Here is an 18,886-nt window from a genome sequence, read left to right on the forward strand (position 1 = left end):
ATCCCACCGCCCCGACTGTGCACCGAGAGCGGAGCAACCCTTGGCACCCACCCTCACCCTCAAGACCGGCACGTCCTGGCCCGACGCGTGGCGGCGCTGTCTCGCCGTCGCCCCCGAGGCCTTCCGCGACGACCGGGTCCTCAACCTCTGGAACGGCGCCTGGCAGGAGGACGGCCGGGTCCTGCCCGCCGTCAGTCCCGTCGACGGCAGCCCGATCGCCGGCCCGCCCCGCCTGGACGGGACCACCGCCCACCGGGCCGTCTGCGCCGCCCTCGACCAGCACCGCGCATGGCGGCACGTCCCCCTGGAGGAGCGCCGGGCCCGGGTCGCGGCCACCCTCGACGCCCTCGCCGAACACCGCGGTCTGCTCGCGCTGCTGCTCGTCCGGGAGATCGGTAAGCCCTGGCGGCTCGCCGAGGCGGACGTCGACCGGGCCATCGACGGGGTCCGCTGGTACGTCGACGGCATCGAGCCGATGCTCGACGGGCGCGCCCCGCTCGACGGCCCGGTGTCGAACATCGCCAGCTGGAACTACCCGATGAGCGTGCTCGTTCACGCAGTGCTGGTCCAGGCACTGGCAGGCAACGCGGTCATCGCCAAGACCCCGACCGACGGCGGTGTCGCCTGTCTGACCCTGGCTTGTGCCCTCGCCGCCCGCGAGGGAATCCCCGTGACCCTCGTCAGCGGCAGCGGAGGCGAGCTGTCGCAGGCGCTGGTGCGGGCGCCCGAGATCGGCTGCGTCTCCTTCGTCGGCGGCCGTGACACCGGTGCCGCCGTGGCCACGGCCGTCGCCGACCTCGGCAAACGACACGTACTCGAACAGGAAGGACTCAACACCTGGGGCATCTGGAACCACTCGGACTGGGACACGCTCACCGCGGTGATCCCCAAGCTCTTCGACTATGGCAAGCAGCGCTGCACGGCGTACCCGCGCTTCGTCGTCCAGCGGCACCTGTTCGACGCGTTCCTGGCGGCGTACCTCCCGGCGGTGCGTACGCTCAGGGTCGGGCATCCGCTCGCCGTGGAGCACCCGGACGACCCCTACCCGGAGCTGGACTTCGGGCCAGTGATCAACGCGGCCAAGGCGAAGGAGCTGCAGGACCAGGTCGCCGAGGCGATCGAGCGCGGCGCCGTACCGCTGCACCGCGCCACGCCCGACGGCGCCCGCTTCCTGCCCGGTCAGGACACCTCCGCCTACGTCCAGCCGGTCACGCTCCTCAACCCGCCCTCGTCCTCTCCGCTGCACCACGCGGAGCCGTTCGGCCCGGTCGACACGATCGTCCTGGTCGACACGGAGGCGGAGCTGCTGGCCGCGATGAACGCCTCCAACGGCGCGCTGGTCGCCACGCTGTCCACGGACGACCGGGCGACGTACGACCGGCTCGCCCCGCACATCCGCGCGTTCAAGGTGGGCCACGGCACGCCCCGCTCCCGGGGTGACCGCGACGAACTGTTCGGCGGGCTCGGAGCTTCCTGGCGCGGCGCGTTCGTCGGTGGTGACCTGCTGGTGCGTGCCGTGACGAGGGGACCTGAGGGGGAGCGGCTGCCGGGGAACTTCCCGGAGTACCAGCTGCTGCCCTGACGCAGGGGGGCGCGTCCGACGCCGGTTCCCCGCGGGGTTCGCCTGGGGGAGCCGGCGTCGGACGCTGTGACGAGCGACCCGCCCTGGCGGACCGGAGGCCTGCTCGGCGCCGGCGGACCTCTGCGTGCCGGTCCCGGGGCGCGTGGCGCGGCGCGGCGAGGAGACGTCGCTCAGCCGATGCCCTGCCGGTCCGGGCGCAGGGCGAAATCCCGGTCCGCCGCGGTCGGCGCCGCCAGGTCGACGGCCTGCCGGAGCAGTTCGCGATGGCGCAGCAGCGGCTCGCGGCGTTCCGGCGGCGCGAGCAGGAGCAGGTCGTCGAGACCGGCCAGCATGCGCCGGGAGATCTGCGGGCTGCCGACGGCGCATCCCCGTACCTCGGCGAACCCGAGATCCACCAGTTCGGTCCAGTCCGGCACCGGCTGCACCAGCCGCACCGCACCGGCCCGGTCCCGGTGCAGGGCGGCGTCCAGCGGCCGTCGGCTCAGCGCTGCCAGGAACTGGACGACACGGTCCAGCGCCTGCACGGCGGTGGTCGGATCGTTGATCGCGGGCGACAGGGCGCGCAACGCGATGTCGGACAACTGCCGCAGCCCGAAACCGAGGTCCTGGTGGTAGGTCCGCTCCACTCCGACCGAGACCGCGTAGCGCAGCTTCCGGCGCGGCGGGACCGGCCCGCCGTGGACCGCCAGCACGGGCATGCCCGGTACCACGAAGTCCCCGATCCGCGGGATCAGCCGCAGCACGACCCCGTGCTTGCGCGCCACCCGCACCAGCCGCGCGACGTGCACGTCCCGCAGCACGCCCGCCCGGCCCTCGTGCGGCACCGAAGCGGTCACGGCGCCCAGGCCGGGGGTCTCCTGCCCGGCCGCCGGCGCGGGCATCGAGGCGGTCACCCGGAACGACTCCGAGGCGATCCGCGCGATCACATGGCTGATCCGCATCAGCCGCAGCGTGGAGTTCACGTACAACACGAAGAGCAGCAGGCTCAGTCCGACCATGCAGAGGGTGAGCACCGCCTGCACCAAGGGCACCGACGTGACGGCCCGGGGGTCCTCGACACTGTCGAAGCTGGTCATGACCAGCAGGGTCAGCACGAAGGTCGCCAGGAACACCGCGAAGGTCGCCTTGGTGATCCGGCTCCGCACGAAGAGCCGCACCACGCGCGGGGTGAACTGCCCGCTGGCCATCTGCACGGCCACCAGCGAGATGCTGAAGACCACACCGATGAAGGTCATCATCGCCGAGCCCACCGCGCTCACCACGGCCTTCGCGTCCTCCGCGAACCGCAGCAGCGCGTCGAGCGTCTCGTAGTCCCGGTCCTCGTGGAGCGCGTCGACGATCGCCGCGTCGAGCGACTCGGCCCCCACCCAGACCACGAACACGCACACCATCGCCGCGGTCGGGGCGAACCAGAACGTGTCCCGCAGATGCTCCCTGAGCGGTGACAGCGCACGTGGGCGACGCCCCGCCGAGGCGCCCTGCGTAACCAGCCAGTCACTCATGGTCCGACCCTAGAGGTATCGGAGCGCGAGGTCCGGGACCCCCGCCAGGCGGACGGAAACGCAGGTGAAAGGCACTCCGAAACCTTGGTATTGTTGTCTGTGTCGCCGCGGGGAACACCCCTGGCAAGGCGGCAGGCACCTGGTCCGGGTGGCGGAATGGCAGACGCGCTAGCTTGAGGTGCTAGTGCCCTTTATCGGGCGTGGGGGTTCAAGTCCCCCCTCGGACACAGACCAGCTCGGGCGGGTCGAGATCTTCTCGACCCGCCCGAGCTGTTGTGCGTCACCCCCCTGGGCCTCAGCGCCGGTACTCCCGCAGCTTGCGGTACAGCGTCGCCCGGCCGATCCCCAGCGCGGCCGCCGCGCGTGCCTTGTTGCCGCCGTGGCGGCTCAGGGCCTCCAGGATCGCGGCGCGCTCTGCGTGCTCCATCGGGCTGAGCGGGCGCGCGGCCGGCCCTTCGCGGACGGCGTCCGGCAGCTCCGCCCGGCGCACCGGCCCGGTCGCCCGCCGCCGCTCCGCCAGGGCCCGTACGACATGGGCCAGCTCGGTGACGTTCCCGGGCCAGGGGTACAGCTGGAGCGCACGCAGGGCGTCCAGGGTCCAGGTCAGCGGCGGCTGCCCGGGCACGGTGCGGGGCGCGAGGGCCGGCAGGAGTTCCCGTATGTCCTCGGTGCGTTCGCGAAGCGGCGGCAGGGTCACCGAGCGGGCGGACAGTTTGTCCAGCAGGCGCTCCAGGCAGGGGCCGACCGGTGCGCCGGGTGTGTAGGTGACCACCAGCCGGGTGTCCGGGTGCTGGTCGAGCAGGGAGTTGAGCGCCGCCACGCCGGGCTGCGCCAGGCGCTCGGCGTGACGGAGCAGGAGCGGGCGGCCGGGCTGCCAGGCGGGCAGAGCCTGGCCGAGGCCGGGGTCCCGCGCCGCGTCGGCGGCCTGGACGGGGTCCGGGCCGAACAGCTCCCGCGCCAGCGCGGACTTGCCCGTGCCGCGCTCACCGGTGAGCAGCAGGGCCTCCCGGGACCGGGCCAGTTCGACGGCATGGCCCACGGCGTGCCGCCAGGGGACCGAGGAGCCGGTCAGTGCGACCGGCGGGGACGAGACCGGGGGCTGGGGCGCCGGATCGTCGAGGGGGTCCAGGACGGCCACGATCCCGATCGTCCTGCCGTCCAGGCGGACCGGCGTGACATGTGCGGTGCACCCGGCCCCCTCCGGCAGCTCCGCGAAGCCCGTGACGTCCGTGTCCCGGGCGCCGGCCGCCGTACGCTCCAGCACCGCGAGCACCTCGGGCGTCAGCAGCCGCTGGGCCGCGTCGCCGACCAGCCGGTTGCGGCCGTCGAGGGCCACCACGGCCCGGTGCTGCCCCTGTGCCGCCCGCATGTAGGCGTCCAGCAGCACCCGCTCGCCCCGCCCGGCCCGCGCCCGCAGCTCGGTCTCGACCGCGGCGGCGGTCGCCTCGGCGAGCGCCGCCTGCGGATGCGGCCGGCCCGTGGCGGACAGCCGGGACGCGACCGTCAGCGTGCCCAGCACCTGACCGCCCTCCGGGCCGAGCACCGGGACGCTGACCGCGGACACGTCCTGCCACCGGTCGAGGAAGTGCTCAGGTCCGTGCACCTCGGCCCGGCTCCGGACGCGCAGGGCGAGGGCCGCGCTGTTGTTGCCGACCTCCTGCTCCGACAGCACGGCGCACCCGCTGAACCCGGGCACGCTCCCCGTCGTCCACAGCACGCGCAGTCGTTCGTCGGTCAGGACGAGCAGCGACCCGTCCACGCCCATTGCGGGGGCGATCCGGTCGAGCACCGGCCGGGCGGCACCGAGCAGGACCGACTCCCCGGGGAGCGGCGGACAGGCCACCGGCCCCGCCAAGTCGTGCGGTACACCGAAGAACCGTGCCCGCCGCCACGCCGCGAGGACTTCCTCCGGCACGTCCGGGGGCAGCGGGCGTCCCGACAGGAACCGCTCGCGGGCGGAGCTCAGCGAGGGCAGGGCGGCGGCTGCGGGGGAGGGGTCTGTGGTGGTCACGGCACGGACCACCGTAACGGGTTCGGTTGAACGAGCAACAACCGCTGGGGTCCGGTCCGCCTCACCGGTGTCCCGTCACGGCATGGCCCGTCCGCCGGCGGTCTGGGGAGAGACGGCCCGCCGCACCGGGTGTCTCGTAATGAGACACCCGCGGCCGCCCGGAGCACGCCATGATCACGGGCATCCGACTCCCCGCCGCCCGAACCCTCCGCAGGAGCGCCCGTGTCCACCGTCGTCGAGACCGACGTCCTGATCGTGGGCAGCGGCCCGGCCGGTGCCTCGGCCGCGCTCGCCCTGAGCACCTACGGCGTCCCCAACATCGTGGTGACCCGCTACGCGAGCCTCGCCGACACCCCCCGTGCGCACATCACCAATCAGCGCACCATGGAGGTGCTGCGCGACCTCGGTGTGGAGCAGGAGGTCGTCGCCCAGGCCACTCCGCAGCACCTGATGGGCAACACGACCTTCTGCACCAGCCTGGCGGGCGAGGAGCTGGGCCGGGTGCGCTCCTGGGGCAACGACCCGCTGGTGCAGGCCGAGCACGAGCTCGCCAGCCCCACCCGCATGTGCGACATGCCGCAGCACCTCATGGAACCGGTCCTCGTCAACGCAGCCGTCGCCCGCGGCACCCGGCTCCGCTTCCAGAACGAGTACCTCTCCCACACCCAGGACGCCGACGGTGTCACGGCGACCGTCCACGACCGGCTGCGCGGGGACACGTACGAGATCCGCGCCAAGTACCTGATCGGCGCCGACGGCGGACGGTCGAAGGTCGCCGCGGACGCCGGGCTGCCGATGGGCGGTCAGATGGGCGTGGCCGGCAGCATCAACATCGTCTTCGAGGCGGACCTGAGCAAGTACACCGCCCACCGCCCGTCCACCCTCTACTGGGTCCTCGCCCCGGGCGCGACGGTCGGCGGCATCGGCGCGGGGCTGGTGCGCTGCGTGCGCCCGTGGAACGAGTGGCTGATCGTCTGGGGTTACGACGTGAGCGCCGGGGCGCCCGACCTGACCACCGAGTACGCCGAGTCGGTCGTCCGGCAGCTCGTCGGTGACGACGACATCCCCGTGACCGTCAGGTCGTCCTCGGCGTGGACCGTCAACGAGATGTACGCGCAGTCGTACGCGAACGGCCGCGTCTTCTGCGCCGGCGACGCCGTGCACCGGCATCCGCCGTCCAACGGTCTCGGCTCCAACACCTCCATCCAGGACGCCTACAACCTCGCCTGGAAGCTCAAGCTGGTCCTCGACGGCACCGCCCACCCGAGGCTGCTCGACAGCTACACCGCCGAGCGCGCCCCGGTCGGCCGGCAGATCGTCACCCGCGCCAACCGGTCCATCCGGGAGACCGCCCCGGTCTTCGAGGCCCTCGACGGCCTCTCCCCGCAGACCCCTGAGCAGCTCTGGGCCAACATCGCCGCCCGCAAGGACGCCACCGAGGCCGCCGAGAAGCAGCGGGCGAAGCTGCGCGAGGCGATCGCCTTCAAGGTCTATGAGTTCAACGCGCACGGCGTCGACCTCAACCAGCGCTACCCGGCCGACGGTTCTGCCGCGATCGTCCCGGACGGCACGCCCGACCCCGGCTTCGCCCGCGACCCCGAGCTGTACCACCAGCCGTCCTCCCGGCCCGGCGCCCGGCTGCCGCACGCCTGGATCACCTCCGGCACCCGCACGCTCTCCACCCTCGACACCATCGGCGGGGGCCGTTTCACCCTGCTGACCGGCATCGGGGGAGAGGCCTGGGTGCGGGCGGCTAAGACGCAGGAGGTGGAGATCGCCACGGTGGTCATCGGCCCCGGGCAGCCGTACGAGGACCCGTACGGAGACTGGGCACGGCTGCGGGAGATCCCGGACGCGGGCGCCCTCCTCGTACGCCCGGACGGATTCGTCGCCTTCCGGCACGCCGGCGCCGGTCCGGACGCCGGGAAACCGCTCACGGAGGACGCCGGGAGACTGCTCACGGACGCGCTGCGGCGCATCCTCGGGCATGCCTGAACGCGCCATCATGGAGGAAGCGGACGTCGACGACGAGGAGCCGGGATGACCACCGACGCGACCGGGGCCGGCGTCACCGAGCAGGCCCTCGCCGCCCTGCGCGGGACCGCGGACCCGAGGCTGGGCGAGCTGCTCACCGGCCTCGTCCGCCACCTGCACGACTTCGCACGCGAGACCCGGCTCACCCAGGAGGAGTGGCAGCGGGCGATCGCCTTCCTGACGGCGACCGGCCAGGCCTGCACCGACACCCGGCAGGAGTTCATCCTGCTGTCGGACGTCCTGGGCCTGTCCATGCTGGTGGAGACCCTGAACGGCGATCGTGCGGCGGGGGCGACCGAGTCGACCGTGCTGGGCCCCTTCCACCTGACCGATTCGCCGGTCCGCGCACTCGGCGACGACATCGACCTGGTGGGCGGCGGCGAGAGGTGCGTGGTCAGCGGCCGGGTGCGGTCCGCCGACGGCACGCCACTGCCCGGCGCCGTCGTCGACGTCTGGCAGGCCGACGACAAGGGCTACTACGACGTCCAGCAGCCCGGCGTCCAGCCCGCGGGCAACGGACGCGGGCTGTTCACCGCCGACGCCGAGGGCCGCTTCTGGTTCCGCACCTGCGTCCCGGCGGCGTATCCGATCCCGACCGACGGCCCGGTCGGCGAGTTGCTGCGCGCGACCGGGCGGCACCCCTACCGCCCCGCGCACATCCACTTCATCGCCGAGGCCGAGGGCCACACGCCCGTCACCACGCACATCTTCGTGGCCGGTGGCGATTACCTCGACTCCGACGCGGTGTTCGCCGTCAAGCAGAGCCTGGTCCAGGACTTCACGGAGACGGACGACCCGTCGCTGGCCCGGGAGTTCGGCGTGACGAACCCCTTCCGGCACGCCCGCTTCGACCTCGTCCTGGAGCGCACCGCATGACGTTCCAGGAGCAGTTCACGTACGAGACCCGGCCCGTGCGAGTCGTCTTCCGGCCCGGCGCGGCCGTCACGGCGACCCCGGACGAGGCGGCACGCCTGGGCCTGAGGCGGCTGCTCGTGGTGTGCGGCAGCCGGGGCGAGCCGGTGGCACGGGCGGTGGCGGACGCCCTCGGCGATCGCTGCGTGGGTGTGCACGCCGAGGCCCGCATGCATGTTCCCGTGGAGGACGCCGACCGGGCCGTCGCGGCCGTACGCGCCGCCGGTGCGGACGGCTGCGTCGCGGTCGGCGGCGGCTCCGCCATCGGGCTCGGCAAGGCGATCGCCCTGCGCACCGGACTGCCGCTGATCGCCGTGCCGTCGACCTACTCGGGCTCCGAGATGACCCCGGTGTGGGGCCTGACCGAGCACGGAGCCAAACGCACCGGCCGTGACCCGGTCGTCCAGCCCCGCAGCGTCGTCTACGACCCCCGCCTCACCCTCTCCCTGCCCCTCCCCCTGACCGTCACCAGCGGGATCAACGCACTCGCGCACGCCGTCGAGGCGCTGTACGCCCCGGACGTCTCCCCTCTGGTCACGGTCATGGCGGAGGAGGGCGTCCGGGCGATGACCGAGGCGCTGCCGCGGCTGGCCGCAGACCCGGGGGACCTCGACGCGCGCGGCCGGGCCCTGTACGCGGCGTGGCTGTGCGGCGCGTGCCTCGGCACGACCACGATGGGGCTGCACCACAAGCTGTGCCACGTCCTCGGCGGCACCTACGGCCTGCCCCACGCCGAGACCCACACCGTCGTCCTGCCCCACGCCCTCGCCCACAACGCCCCCGCCGCCCCGCAGGCGTTGACCGTACTGAGCCGCGCCCTGGGCGGCATCGGCGACGTGCCCCGCGCCCTGTGGGACCTGGCAGGCCGCCTCGGCGCCCCACGCTCCCTCGCCGAACTGGGCCTCGCGAAGGCCGACGTGACCCCGGCGGCGGCCCGGGCCGCGGGCGAGCCGTACGCCAACCCGCGGGAGGTGACGGCGGAGGGGGCACGGGGTGTGCTGCTCGCCGCGTACGAGGGCGGTCCACCTTCTACGGCATAGACGCCACCAGCCCCGGCAGGCACGCGCCGCGGTGCGGTTGCCGCGCCCGTGACCCGGGCGGAGGATGAAAGCAGGCCCTCCGGCCGCTGTCGCCGTCTCCCACCGTCCTGCGCAGGGCCGCACGCACGCGCACCGGGAGTCCCCATGGACCGAGCCGACCTGTCAGCGGTGTTCTACGGGGACGGTCCCGTACCCGTCCTGTGGGCCACCTACTGCCCCGTCCACTTCGACGTGTGGCTTGCGTTCGCCCAGCCGCCGACCACGCGCGGGAACGCCGGCAGCCCCGGGTCCGGGGCCCCGGCGGGAGAGCGGGGGCGGAAGGACCTGATCCTCGCGATCCGCGAGGAGTACGGCGTCGAGCAGGTGCTGGAGCGCTTCCAGAGCCGCGGGCTGATGGAGAAGTGCCGTCCGATCGCCGCGGGCGGTTTCGTGGCGGCGCAGCTGACCCTGAAGGAACTCGTCAGCGACGTCCTGCCCCTGACCAGTCTGGCCGGTGCCGTGCGGGTCGCCCACGAACTCGCCCGGGACGGCGGGACCGGAGGCCTCGAAGCAGCCCTCGCCGGACACGTCAGGACCCCCGCCACCAGCGAGATCCACGACAGCATGGAGCGCCGGCAGGAACGCGGCCGTCACGTCACCTGGCTGCTGAGACTGCTGCACCGGGTCGTGCGGACCGCGAGGCCGGACCTGAACCAGGGTGAGGCGCGGGAACGGGCCGTGACCGTTGTGCTCGTCGACATGCTGGACGCCGTCGTCGTGGACCCCGGCGCCGTGCGCCGGCCGCACCTACCCGCCGAGCGGGTGGCCGACCGGAGGCAGAAGTACCCGGTCGTCTCCGTGACGACCAACCGGCCGGCGACCGGAGCGGTCGTACGGTCCCGCCGGACGATCAAAGCCGACGCGGCGGAGCAGGTCTTCTCGGTCGACACCTCCTCCATCGGCTGGGCCGTGGTCGACAGCGGCATCGACGCGCGCCACCCCGCCTTCCACGACTGGGACACCACAGGCCCGACACCGCAGCCGCTCCGGACGCGTATCGCCCGCTCCTTCGACTTCACCGGCGTGCGGGACAAACTCCCCGCCGACGTGCTCGTGGGCGGTCTCGTCAACTGGGTGGCAGCCCTGCCGTCCGTGGAGACCACCCCGTCCCCGCAACAGCCCGCGCGGCCACCGCCCGCCGACCATCACGGCACCCACATCGCCGGCATCATCGGCGGCTGGTGGCCGGAGCTGGAGTTCCGCGGGATCTGCCCCCGCATCCGGCTGTACGACTTCCGGGTCCTCGACGACGACGGCGATGGCGACGAGTTCTCCATCGTCACGGCGTTGCAGGCGATTCGTCACATCAATGAGCAGGCCGGGCGGCTCATCGTCGCCGGGGTCAACATCAGTTTGTCGGTCCCGCACGACGTCGCCGGCCACTCCACCGGATGGACCCCCGTGTGCGTCGAGTGCGACCGGCTGACGCGGTCGGGTGTCGTGGTCGTCACTGCGGCCGGCAACTCGGGATTCGCCGGCACCGCGCGGACCGTGGGTGCCGACTACCGGGACATCAGCATCTCCGACCCCGGGAACGCGGAGTCCGTCATCACCGTCGGCTCCACCCACCGCAGCAACCCGCACCGCCACGGCGTCAGCTACTTCTCCAGCCGGGGGCCCACCGGCGACGGGCGGCTCAAGCCCGACCTCGTGGCGCCGGGGGAGGACATCGACGGACCCATCCCCGGCGAGGGCATCGCAGCCATGCACGGCACCAGCCAGGCGGCGGCCCATGTCAGCGGCGCCGCGGCCATGCTGCTGGCCCGCAACCGGGAACTTCTCGGCCGCCCGGAACGCGTGAAGGAGATCCTCTGCGCCACGGCGACGGACCTGGCTCGCGAACGCCACTTCCAGGGCCATGGACTCGTCGACGTGCTCCGCGCCATTCAGTCCGTCTGACGGATCGGTCCACCAGCCAGGAGCCGGCATGTTCACCTTCGAATTCCTCGACGCCCACCACGGCGACTGCTTCCTCGTCCACTGGGGCGCGCCCCAGGACCGGGTCATGCTCGTCGACGGCGGCCCCGGCGGCGTCTACCGGGCCACGCTCCGGGGGCGCCTGCTGCAACTCGGCGGACGAGACGGCGGCGACCCGCCCCACCTCGACGTCGTGTGCCTCTCCCACGTCGACGACGACCACGCCGACGGACTCGTCCGGATCTTCCGCGACATGAAGCAGGCCCAGCAGGACGGGGACGCCCCGCCGTACGCGGTGGACACCCTGTGGTTCAACTCCGTGGAGGAACTCGTCGACCGGCGTGCCCCTGGGCTGAGCGCCTCCGTCCGGCCACTGCTCGAACGGGCCGCCACCGACGCGGCGGCCGGGGCGAGCTACCGGCAGGGCCGCGACATCCGCGACGCGGCCACCGCACTGCGCCTGGACGGCAACGCCCCGTTCGGCGGCCCGCTCACCGAGGGCGCCGAGGCCGTCCTCGACGACCTGGACGTCACCGTCGTCGCGCCGGACGACGAAGCGCTGGAGGAACTGGAGGAGCGATGGCGCAAGGCGAAGCAGCGAGGCGAACCCGACGTCATCACCGCGGGCTACGTCGACGGGTCCGTGCCGAACCTCTCCAGCATCGTCCTGCTGCTGCGCCACGCGGGCCGCACTGCCCTGCTCACCGGTGACGCCCGCGGTGACCGCGTGCTGTCCGGGCTGCGCGCACTGGGCGTGCTCGACGACTCGGAACCCCTCCACGTGGACCTGCTGAAACTGCCCCACCACGGCAGTGACCGCAACGTCGAAGCGGACTTCTTCGAACAGGTGCGGGCCGACCACTACGTCATATCCGCCGACGGCGTCCGCCACCACCACCCCAGCGAGGACACACTGCGCTGGCTCGTCGAGTCCCGGGCACCGGACGACGCGTACGTCGTCCACCTGACCAACCACATCCCGTTCGCCGAGGAGGAACTGACGCGGCTGCGCGAGGGCCGCGCCTTCGACGTCGATGTCCGGGCGCCCGCCGAGCAGGCGCTCCTTATCACGATCGGAGATCCGCCATGACCACCTCCCGGCAGGCGCCCGCACCGTCCGCGCCCCCGTCCGGCGCCGTGCCGGCCGCCGGACCGCGGTGGGTCGTCGACTCACCCGTCGTGGGCACCGGCCTCACGGCCCGTCCCTGCGGTGACGCACTCCGCCCCGCGGAACCGCCCGCCACCGCGCATCCGGTCGCGCTCGCCCTGTCCGGTGGGGGGTTCCGTGCCACCCTCGCCGCCCTGGGCTTCGTGCGGCTGCTGGCCGACACCGGGCAGCTTTCCCGGCTGCGGTACTCCTCGTCCGTGTCCGGCGGTTCGGTCGCCAACGGCTTCCTCGCCACCGCCTGGCCCGCGCTGCGGCGGGAGAACTTCACGGCGCGCGCCGTCGACGAACTGGTGGTCGAGCCGGTCGTCGACCGCGTCTCCTCCCGCTCCCTCAAGCGCGCCCTCGTCGGCGGTCTGTGGCGGACCCTCGGCCCCTCGACCCGTACCGATCTCCTGGCCAGGCGTCTGGACGAGTGGTTCCTGCGGGAGACCGAACTGGAGCACCTGGACCCGGAGGTGCGCTGGATCGTCAACGCGGCCAACCTGACCACCGGTGCGCGCTTCACCTTCGAACGCGACGTGTACGGCGACTACACCATCGGTCTGGCCCCCACCGCCGGCACGCGGCTGCGGCTGAGCCGGGCCGTGTCGGCCTCCGCCGCGGTGCCCGGCGCGTTCCCGCCGGTCGTCCTCGACCAGGCCCCTTTCCCGTGCGCCACGCACCCGCCCACCCTGCTCGACGGCGGTACGTACGACAACACCGGCCTGGAGGCCATCGACTCGGACCGCTACCGGCACACCTTCCTGTGCGTTCTCAATGCCGGAGGTCTGCTGCGCCCCGGCGTGTACGGGCGCGTCCCGGTGGTACGGGACCTGGCCCGGGCGAACTCGCTGCTGTACCGCCAGAGCACCACGCTGCGGACCCGTGCCGTCGTCGAACGCTTCGAGCGCGCGCGGGCCGTCGGTCCGGACGGTGAGACGCCCCGCGGTGCCCGCCGCGGGATTCTCGTCCAGCTCTCCACCGACTTCCCGGCGGACGGCCCGGACGCGCTGCGCCGCTGGCGCGCGGCCTTCCCCGAACATCCGGCGCACGACGACCGCCACCTCGCTCTCGTCCCCACCGTGTTCGACCGCCTCGACCCCGCTCTCTGCCGTGCCCTCGTCCATCGAGGCTGGTGGCTCGGCGGCGCGGCCCTGGCGGCGTATCACCCGGAGCTGCTTCCCGACGACCTGTCATCGCTGCGCCCGCCGCACCGATGACACACCGGTCGACGACGGCAGGTGCGGCTCTGACCGGCCCGCATCTTGCGGACAGAAGGTGACCGCAAGCCTTCCTAGGGTCGCGGCATGACTCAGACGCAGAGAATTCTTGTCACCGGCGCCACCGGAACCGTGGGCCGTCAGGTCGTCGCCGAGCTGCTCGACCGGGGTCACGAGGTGCGTGCTCTGACGCGGGACGCCGCGCAGGCCTCCTTCCCGGCCGGTGTCGAGGTCGTCGAGGGCGATCTCACCGCGCCGGGGGGCCTGGACAGGGCCCTGGAGGGTGTCACCGGCCTCCATCTGATCACCTTCGGCGGGGCCGCGTTCAACCCGCTGGAGACCGGCCCCCGGCTCCTGGAGCTCGCCCGCTCCGCCGGGGTCCGCCGCGTCACCGTCCTGCACGGCGGAGGCCCCACCCCGCTGGAGGACGCGGTGCGCGCCGACGACGGCGTGGACTGGACGGTGCTCATGCCGGTCGAGTTCATGGCCAACGCCCTGCAATGGCGCGAGGGGATCGTGGCGGCGGGCGAGGTGCGGGAGCCGTTCGTCGACCGGCTGAGTGCCATGGTCCACGAGGGCGACATCGGCGCCGTCGCCGCGGTCGCGCTCACGCAGGAGGGGCACGGCGGCCAGGAGTACGTGATCACCGGCCCCGAGGTGCTGACCGTGGGCGACAAGGTGAAGACGATCGCCACGGCCGTCGGCCGGGAGATCGCCCTGATCGAGCTGACGCAGCAGCAGGCCCTCGCGCAGTGGCGGGCGGAGGGCCTCCCCGAGGACGTCATCGGCTTCCTGCTGGAGGCGTACGGGAACACGCCGGAGGTGGGCCGTACGGTCTCCGGCGCCGTCGAGAAGGTCACCGGCCGCCCCGCGCGCACCTTCGCCCAGTGGGCCGCCGAACACGCGGACGCCTTCCGGGGGCAGTCCTGACTGTCTCGTATTGAGACACCCGCACCGGAGCCGGGTCCGTCAAGATCGACAAGGGGGTGTGACCGCACCAAGGTGCGGCCGTCGGCGTGCGCTGAAACGCCACCGGCCGGCCGCACACCCGAAGAAAGGTGACCACCATGGCCCTCGCACTGCTCCGGCGCCGGTGGCTCAAGAGCACCCCCGCCGCAGCGGCGGGCCTCGCCCTCCCCCTTCCCGCCGGCGCGGGTGCCGTCGCCCGCGAGGTCGTCGACCCGATGGGTTCGCCGCTGGCCGCGGCGGACGTCACCGTCACCGCCCTGGACACCCACCGCGTTGCCGCCCGCGGCACGACCGACCCGTACGGCTACTTCCTCGCGGCACTGCCGCCCGGCCGGTACAGCCTGCTCATCTCGGCGCAGGGGCTGCGGCCGCACCGCGAGACGATCGAGACGGGCCCGGGCACCCCGGCGGCCACCGAACGCGTCTGGCTGCAGCCCGCCGAGGCGCTCCAGCTGCCGACGCCCGGAACCTGGCTCTTCGACCCGCCGCACACGGCGATCCGGTTCATCGCCAAGCACGTCGGCATGGCCCATGTGCACGGCCGCTTCGAGCGCTTCGAGGGCGGCATCCGGATAGCCCCGGACATGACCGACTCCCGCGTGCACGTCCGCATCGACGCCTCCAGCATCACCACGGGCAACAGCACGCGCGACAACCACCTGCGGTCCGCCGACTTCCTCGACGTCGAGCGCTTCCCGCACATCGACTTCACGAGCGCGCGCTTCGCCTACCGGGGCGGCAGTAAGTGGACGCTGCAGGGCTCCCTCACGATGCACGGCGTCAGCCGCTCGGTGGCCCTGGACACGACGTACCTCGGTACCGTGAACGGCGGCTACGGCCAGGAGTTGCGCTGCGCGGCCCTGGCGACGGCGGAACTGCACCGCGAGGACTACACCCTCAACTGGCGTTCCATGCTGGCCCGCGGCATCGCCGTGGTCGGCCCGACCGTCCAACTGGAACTCGACGTCCAGGCGATGTACCGCACCCACGACACGCCTACCCCGCCGGAGTAGTGGCCCGGCCCGGGCCATATAAGGGTCCGGGCCAGCCCTCGGCCCCTCGTGCGGGCGAGCCCCCTACCCGGCGTCCGGCAACTCCTGGGGCGGGCGGGGCGGTTCCGGGTCGGTTCGCCGTTGTGCCGCCCGGGCATTCTCGGCGCGCAGGGCCGTCAGCCACGGCCACAGATCCGGCAACGGCTGATGCGAGCACGCCAGCCGGTGCTCGATCCGGCAGCGCTGCGATCCGTCCGGTGGGCACACCCCGTACACCGTGACCCGGCCGTCCGACAGAGTGATCCACCGGTGCTCGGCGGGCACGAGATGCGCCGGCACCTCAAGGCCCGGCTCCAGCAGAACCCAATCCTGATCCAGTGTCGGCACTCGGTCCTGCGGCAGCCCGCAGCGCGGACACGCATACGGGCCGACCTGTAATCGGCGCAGCCCCTCTTCAACGACCCCCATATGGCCAGCGTCCGCAGACACCGGCCCGGCGAGTAGAGCACGAACCGGACCAGACCCGTGAGGTGCGTGGGGGCCGGTGGGGCGTTGCGGGTCTCGGCAGGCGCAACCGGCAACTACCGCCAGGCCGCCATCGGCCGAGAGACGACGGAGTGCGGCTGCGACGCGCCTGCGGGGGCCTGGCCGGGCCCTGGAATCCGTGACCTGCCGTTTCATCGAACCGGACAGTGCCATCGCCGAGTGGGACATGTACTTTGCGGACCCCTCGCCCGGCATCCCGCCGATTGAGCAGCTCCTCGGGTGGTCGTGGCCGGAGTGGGTCACCGCGCCGTTGAACGATGGCGTCGAGGTGTTCGCTCTGCCGCAGCGCTTGACCCGGGCGTTGGCCGACGCCGGCTCCGCCGAGCTGGAGGAACTGGCGGGGCGCTGGACCACGAGGCTCAGATCTGCCGACGGCGACGACATGACCGACGATGATCTTCTGGCGGTCCTCCAGGGAGTCGCCCGGCTCGCGGCGTCGGCGGTACGCACGGGTGGTGGTCTCTACAGCTGGAGCTTCTGACCAGTGGGATCCGGGTGGGATCCGGTCGGCGTCAAAAACCCCTGGCCCCCTTCCCGCCGCCCTCCCTACACTCACGCCCATACCCGGTGCCGCCCACTACCGAGCGCCGGGCACCATCGTGACGAATGAAGGAGGACGGCCATGCGTGACCACACCGCTGTCGCCGTCTCCCTGCCGCAGCACGAGGTGATCCTCGTGTCTTCGTCGCCCCGGTGCCCGCTGCGCGGCGGCACCGGCTGACCGGGACGAACGCCTGACCCCCGAACAGTCGTGACACGATGTCGCGTTCGGGTTCACTCGGCTCCTTCAGCCCGGAATCGCGCTGCCCCTGTTCTGATCGCACCGAAAGGCCCCGGGCCGTGCGCACCAAGCTCAACCCGCTCGCCGTCGTCCGCAACCTCGGCATCCTCGCCCATGTCGACGCCGGCAAGACCACCGTCACCGAACGGATCCTGTTCGCCACCGGAACCACGCACAAGCGCGGCGAGGTCCACGACGGCACTACCGTCACCGACTTCGACCCGCAGGAGCGCGACCGGGGCATCACCATCTTCGCCGCGGCGGTGAGCTGCGCCTGGGACGGTCACCGGCTCAACCTCATCGACACCCCCGGGCACGTGGACTTCGCCGACGAGGTGGAGCGTGCGCTGCGGGTGCTCGACGGTGCGGTGGCCGTGTTCGACGCGGTGGCCGGGGTGGAACCGCAGAGCGAGTCGGTGTGGCGGCAGGCCGACCGGCACGGCGTGCCGAGGATCGCGTTCGTCAACAAGATGGACCGCGCCGGCGCCGACCTCGACGCGGCCGTGGCGTCGATCCGGGAGCGGCTGCACCCGGCGCCCCTGGTCGTGCAGTTGCCGATCGGCGCGGAGGACACCTTCACCGGTGTCGTCGACCTGGTGCGCATGCGCGCACTGCTGTGGGCCGACGACGGCAGCGCCGAGGACGTGCCGGTGCCGGCCGGCCTGCGGGGTGCGGCCCATGAGCGCCGCCGGTCGCTGGAGGAGGCGGTGGCGGAGCTGCACCCGGGCGCGCTGGAGGAGTTCTGCGCCACGGGCACGCTCTCGGAGGGGACCCTCTCCTCGGCGCTGCGCGAGGTGACCCGGGACGGTGACGGCGTGGTCGTGCTGTGCGGCTCCGCGTACCGCAACCGCGGTGTCGAGCCGCTGCTCGACGCGGTCGTGGCCTACCTGCCGTCGCCGCTTGACGTGCCGCCGGTCCGCGGCACGCACGACGACGAGGAGCAGGAGCGGCCCGCCGACCCCGCGGCACCCGCGGCCGCCCTCGCGTTCAAGGTGCACGCCACCCCGACGGGTCGGCTGACCTACCTGCGGATCTACTCCGGCACGATCGAGAAGGGAGACACGCTGTGGGACGCGAGCGCTGGGCGCAGCGAGCGGATCGGACGGATCCTGCGGGTGCAGGCCGACCGGCACGCCCCGCTGGAGCGAGCCGTCGCCGGGGACATCGTCGCCGTGGTCGGGCTGAAGTCCGCCCGCGCGGGCTCGACCCTGTGCGCGGCGGACGCGCCGCTCGCCCTGGAACCGCCCGGTGTGCCCGAGCCGGTGGTGTCCGTCGCCGTCGAGTCCCGCCGGGCCGGTGACACCGGCCGGCTCGCGTCGGGGCTGGCGCGGCTGACCGAGGAGGATCCCTCGCTGGTCGTGCGGTCCGACCCGGAGACCGGGCAGACGGTGCTGTCCGGCATGGGTGAACTGCACCTGGAGGTGGCGGTGGAGAAGCTCCGGCGCGAACTGGGGCTGGAGATCAACGTCGGCCGCCCCCGGGTCAGTCACCGCGAGACCGTCGGCCGGGGTGTGTCCGGGCTGGTGTTCCGGCACGTCACGCAGGACGGCGGGGCGGGGCAGTTCGCCCATGTCGTCCTTGACGTGGAGCCGTGCGAGGAGGGAGGTTTCGAGTTCCGTTCGGCCGTCGTCGGCGGACGGGTGCCGCAGGAGTTCGTGCGGGCGGTCGAGGCCGGCTGCCGGGACGCCCTCACTGAGGGCCCGCTCGGCGGGCACCCGGTGACCGGGCTGCGGGTCACCCTGACCGATGGGTCGACCCATGTGAAGGACTCCTCGGACACGGCGTTCCGCACGGCCGGCCGGCTCGGTCTCCGGGAGGCCCTGCGCGCCTGCGTGATGGTCCTGCTGGAGCCGGTCGTCGAGGTCACGGTCACCGTGCCCGAGGACGCGGTCGGCGGAGTGCTCGGCGATCTCGCCGCCCGGCGCGGGAAAGTGACCGGCTCGGTCCCCCGCGCGGGCGTGGCGGTCGTCACCGCCACCGTGCCGCTGGCCGAACTGTTCGGCTATGCGACCCGGTTGCGCAGCCGCACCCAGGGCCGCGGCACCTTCACGGCCCGGCCCACCGGTTACGCGCCGGCACCGGCGCCGGCACCGGTGGGGACACCGGCGCGGTAGCGCACGGAACCCGGTCCCTCCCTGAACCCGGCCCCTCCCTTCCCCGTCCGGAGGCAGGGAGGGGCCGGTGTCTCCCGGGC

Annotated in this window: 14 protein-coding genes and 1 tRNA gene; 12 read left to right on the forward strand and 3 right to left on the reverse strand. The window is 73.1% G+C overall.

What is annotated here, in order from left to right:
• Positions 1 to 40: 40 nt before the first annotated feature.
• Complete coding sequence (locus OO68_RS08405) at positions 41 to 1,582, forward strand: aldehyde dehydrogenase family protein (RefSeq protein ID WP_033307584.1); 1,542 nt, start codon at positions 41 to 43, stop codon at positions 1,580 to 1,582.
• 170 nt (positions 1,583 to 1,752) lie between these two features.
• Here OO68_RS08405 and OO68_RS08410 read toward each other — a convergent pair whose 3' ends face one another.
• Positions 1,753 to 3,084, reverse strand: a complete 1,332-nt coding sequence (locus OO68_RS08410) for a DUF2254 domain-containing protein (protein ID WP_051814547.1) — start codon at positions 3,082 to 3,084, stop codon at positions 1,753 to 1,755.
• A gap of 142 nt (positions 3,085 to 3,226) precedes the next feature.
• Between OO68_RS08410 and OO68_RS08415 the strand changes: the two genes are divergently transcribed.
• Positions 3,227 to 3,311, forward strand: a tRNA-Leu gene (locus tag OO68_RS08415).
• A gap of 68 nt (positions 3,312 to 3,379) precedes the next feature.
• On the opposite strand, the gene OO68_RS08420 is transcribed toward OO68_RS08415, so the two are convergent.
• A complete protein-coding gene (locus OO68_RS08420) occupies positions 3,380 to 5,095 on the reverse strand; it encodes a sigma-54-dependent Fis family transcriptional regulator (protein ID WP_051814579.1) in 1,716 nt (571 codons plus the stop codon).
• A 222-nt stretch (positions 5,096 to 5,317) separates the two neighbouring features.
• Here OO68_RS08420 and OO68_RS08425 point away from each other — a divergent pair, with 222 nt between their 5' ends.
• From OO68_RS08425 to OO68_RS08460, 8 genes are all read left to right on the forward strand, one after another.
• Positions 5,318 to 7,090, forward strand: coding sequence for an FAD-dependent oxidoreductase (locus OO68_RS08425; protein WP_033307586.1), 1,773 nt, complete (start codon positions 5,318 to 5,320; stop codon positions 7,088 to 7,090).
• Between the two features lie 45 nt (positions 7,091 to 7,135).
• On the forward strand, positions 7,136 to 8,005 hold the full coding sequence (locus tag OO68_RS08430; RefSeq protein ID WP_033307587.1) for an intradiol ring-cleavage dioxygenase: 870 nt from the start codon (positions 7,136 to 7,138) through the stop codon (positions 8,003 to 8,005).
• The gene (locus OO68_RS08435; protein ID WP_033307588.1) at positions 8,002 to 9,081 is read left to right on the forward strand and encodes a maleylacetate reductase; all 1,080 of its coding nucleotides are present in this window, start codon (positions 8,002 to 8,004) and stop codon (positions 9,079 to 9,081) included. Before OO68_RS08430 ends, OO68_RS08435 begins: the two co-directional genes overlap by 4 nt.
• Before the next feature lie 144 nt (positions 9,082 to 9,225).
• Positions 9,226 to 11,019, forward strand: coding sequence for a S8 family serine peptidase (locus tag OO68_RS08440; RefSeq protein WP_033307589.1), 1,794 nt, complete (start codon positions 9,226 to 9,228; stop codon positions 11,017 to 11,019).
• Between the two features lie 28 nt (positions 11,020 to 11,047).
• On the forward strand, positions 11,048 to 12,127 hold the full coding sequence (locus tag OO68_RS08445) for a ComEC/Rec2 family competence protein (RefSeq protein WP_033307590.1): 1,080 nt from the start codon (positions 11,048 to 11,050) through the stop codon (positions 12,125 to 12,127).
• Positions 12,124 to 13,404, forward strand: coding sequence for a patatin-like phospholipase family protein (locus OO68_RS08450; RefSeq protein WP_033307591.1), 1,281 nt, complete (start codon positions 12,124 to 12,126; stop codon positions 13,402 to 13,404). Before OO68_RS08445 ends, OO68_RS08450 begins: the two co-directional genes overlap by 4 nt.
• Before the next feature lie 87 nt (positions 13,405 to 13,491).
• The gene (locus OO68_RS08455; protein WP_033307592.1) at positions 13,492 to 14,334 is read left to right on the forward strand and encodes an NmrA family NAD(P)-binding protein; all 843 of its coding nucleotides are present in this window, start codon (positions 13,492 to 13,494) and stop codon (positions 14,332 to 14,334) included.
• Positions 14,335 to 14,471: 137 nt separating this feature from the next.
• Complete coding sequence (locus OO68_RS08460; protein ID WP_033307593.1) at positions 14,472 to 15,386, forward strand: YceI family protein; 915 nt, start codon at positions 14,472 to 14,474, stop codon at positions 15,384 to 15,386.
• Between the two features lie 63 nt (positions 15,387 to 15,449).
• On the opposite strand, the gene OO68_RS48440 is transcribed toward OO68_RS08460, so the two are convergent.
• Positions 15,450 to 16,106, reverse strand: a complete 657-nt coding sequence (locus tag OO68_RS48440) for a DUF6083 domain-containing protein (RefSeq protein WP_329503722.1) — start codon at positions 16,104 to 16,106, stop codon at positions 15,450 to 15,452.
• Between OO68_RS48440 and OO68_RS43020 the strand changes: the two genes are divergently transcribed.
• Both OO68_RS43020 and fusA read left to right on the forward strand, forming a co-directional pair.
• Complete coding sequence (locus OO68_RS43020) at positions 16,030 to 16,392, forward strand: hypothetical protein (protein WP_051814548.1); 363 nt, start codon at positions 16,030 to 16,032, stop codon at positions 16,390 to 16,392. The genes OO68_RS48440 and OO68_RS43020 overlap by 77 nt on opposite strands.
• 359 nt (positions 16,393 to 16,751) lie before the next feature.
• Positions 16,752 to 18,806 carry an elongation factor G gene (gene fusA / locus OO68_RS08475; protein WP_033307595.1) on the forward strand — a complete coding sequence of 685 codons (2,055 nt, stop codon included), beginning with the start codon at positions 16,752 to 16,754 and terminating at the stop codon, positions 18,804 to 18,806.
• Positions 18,807 to 18,886 lie beyond the last annotated feature (80 nt).

The sequence above is a fragment of the Streptomyces iakyrus genome (genome assembly GCF_000717055.1).
Lineage (GTDB): Bacteria > Actinomycetota > Actinomycetes > Streptomycetales > Streptomycetaceae > Streptomyces > Streptomyces iakyrus.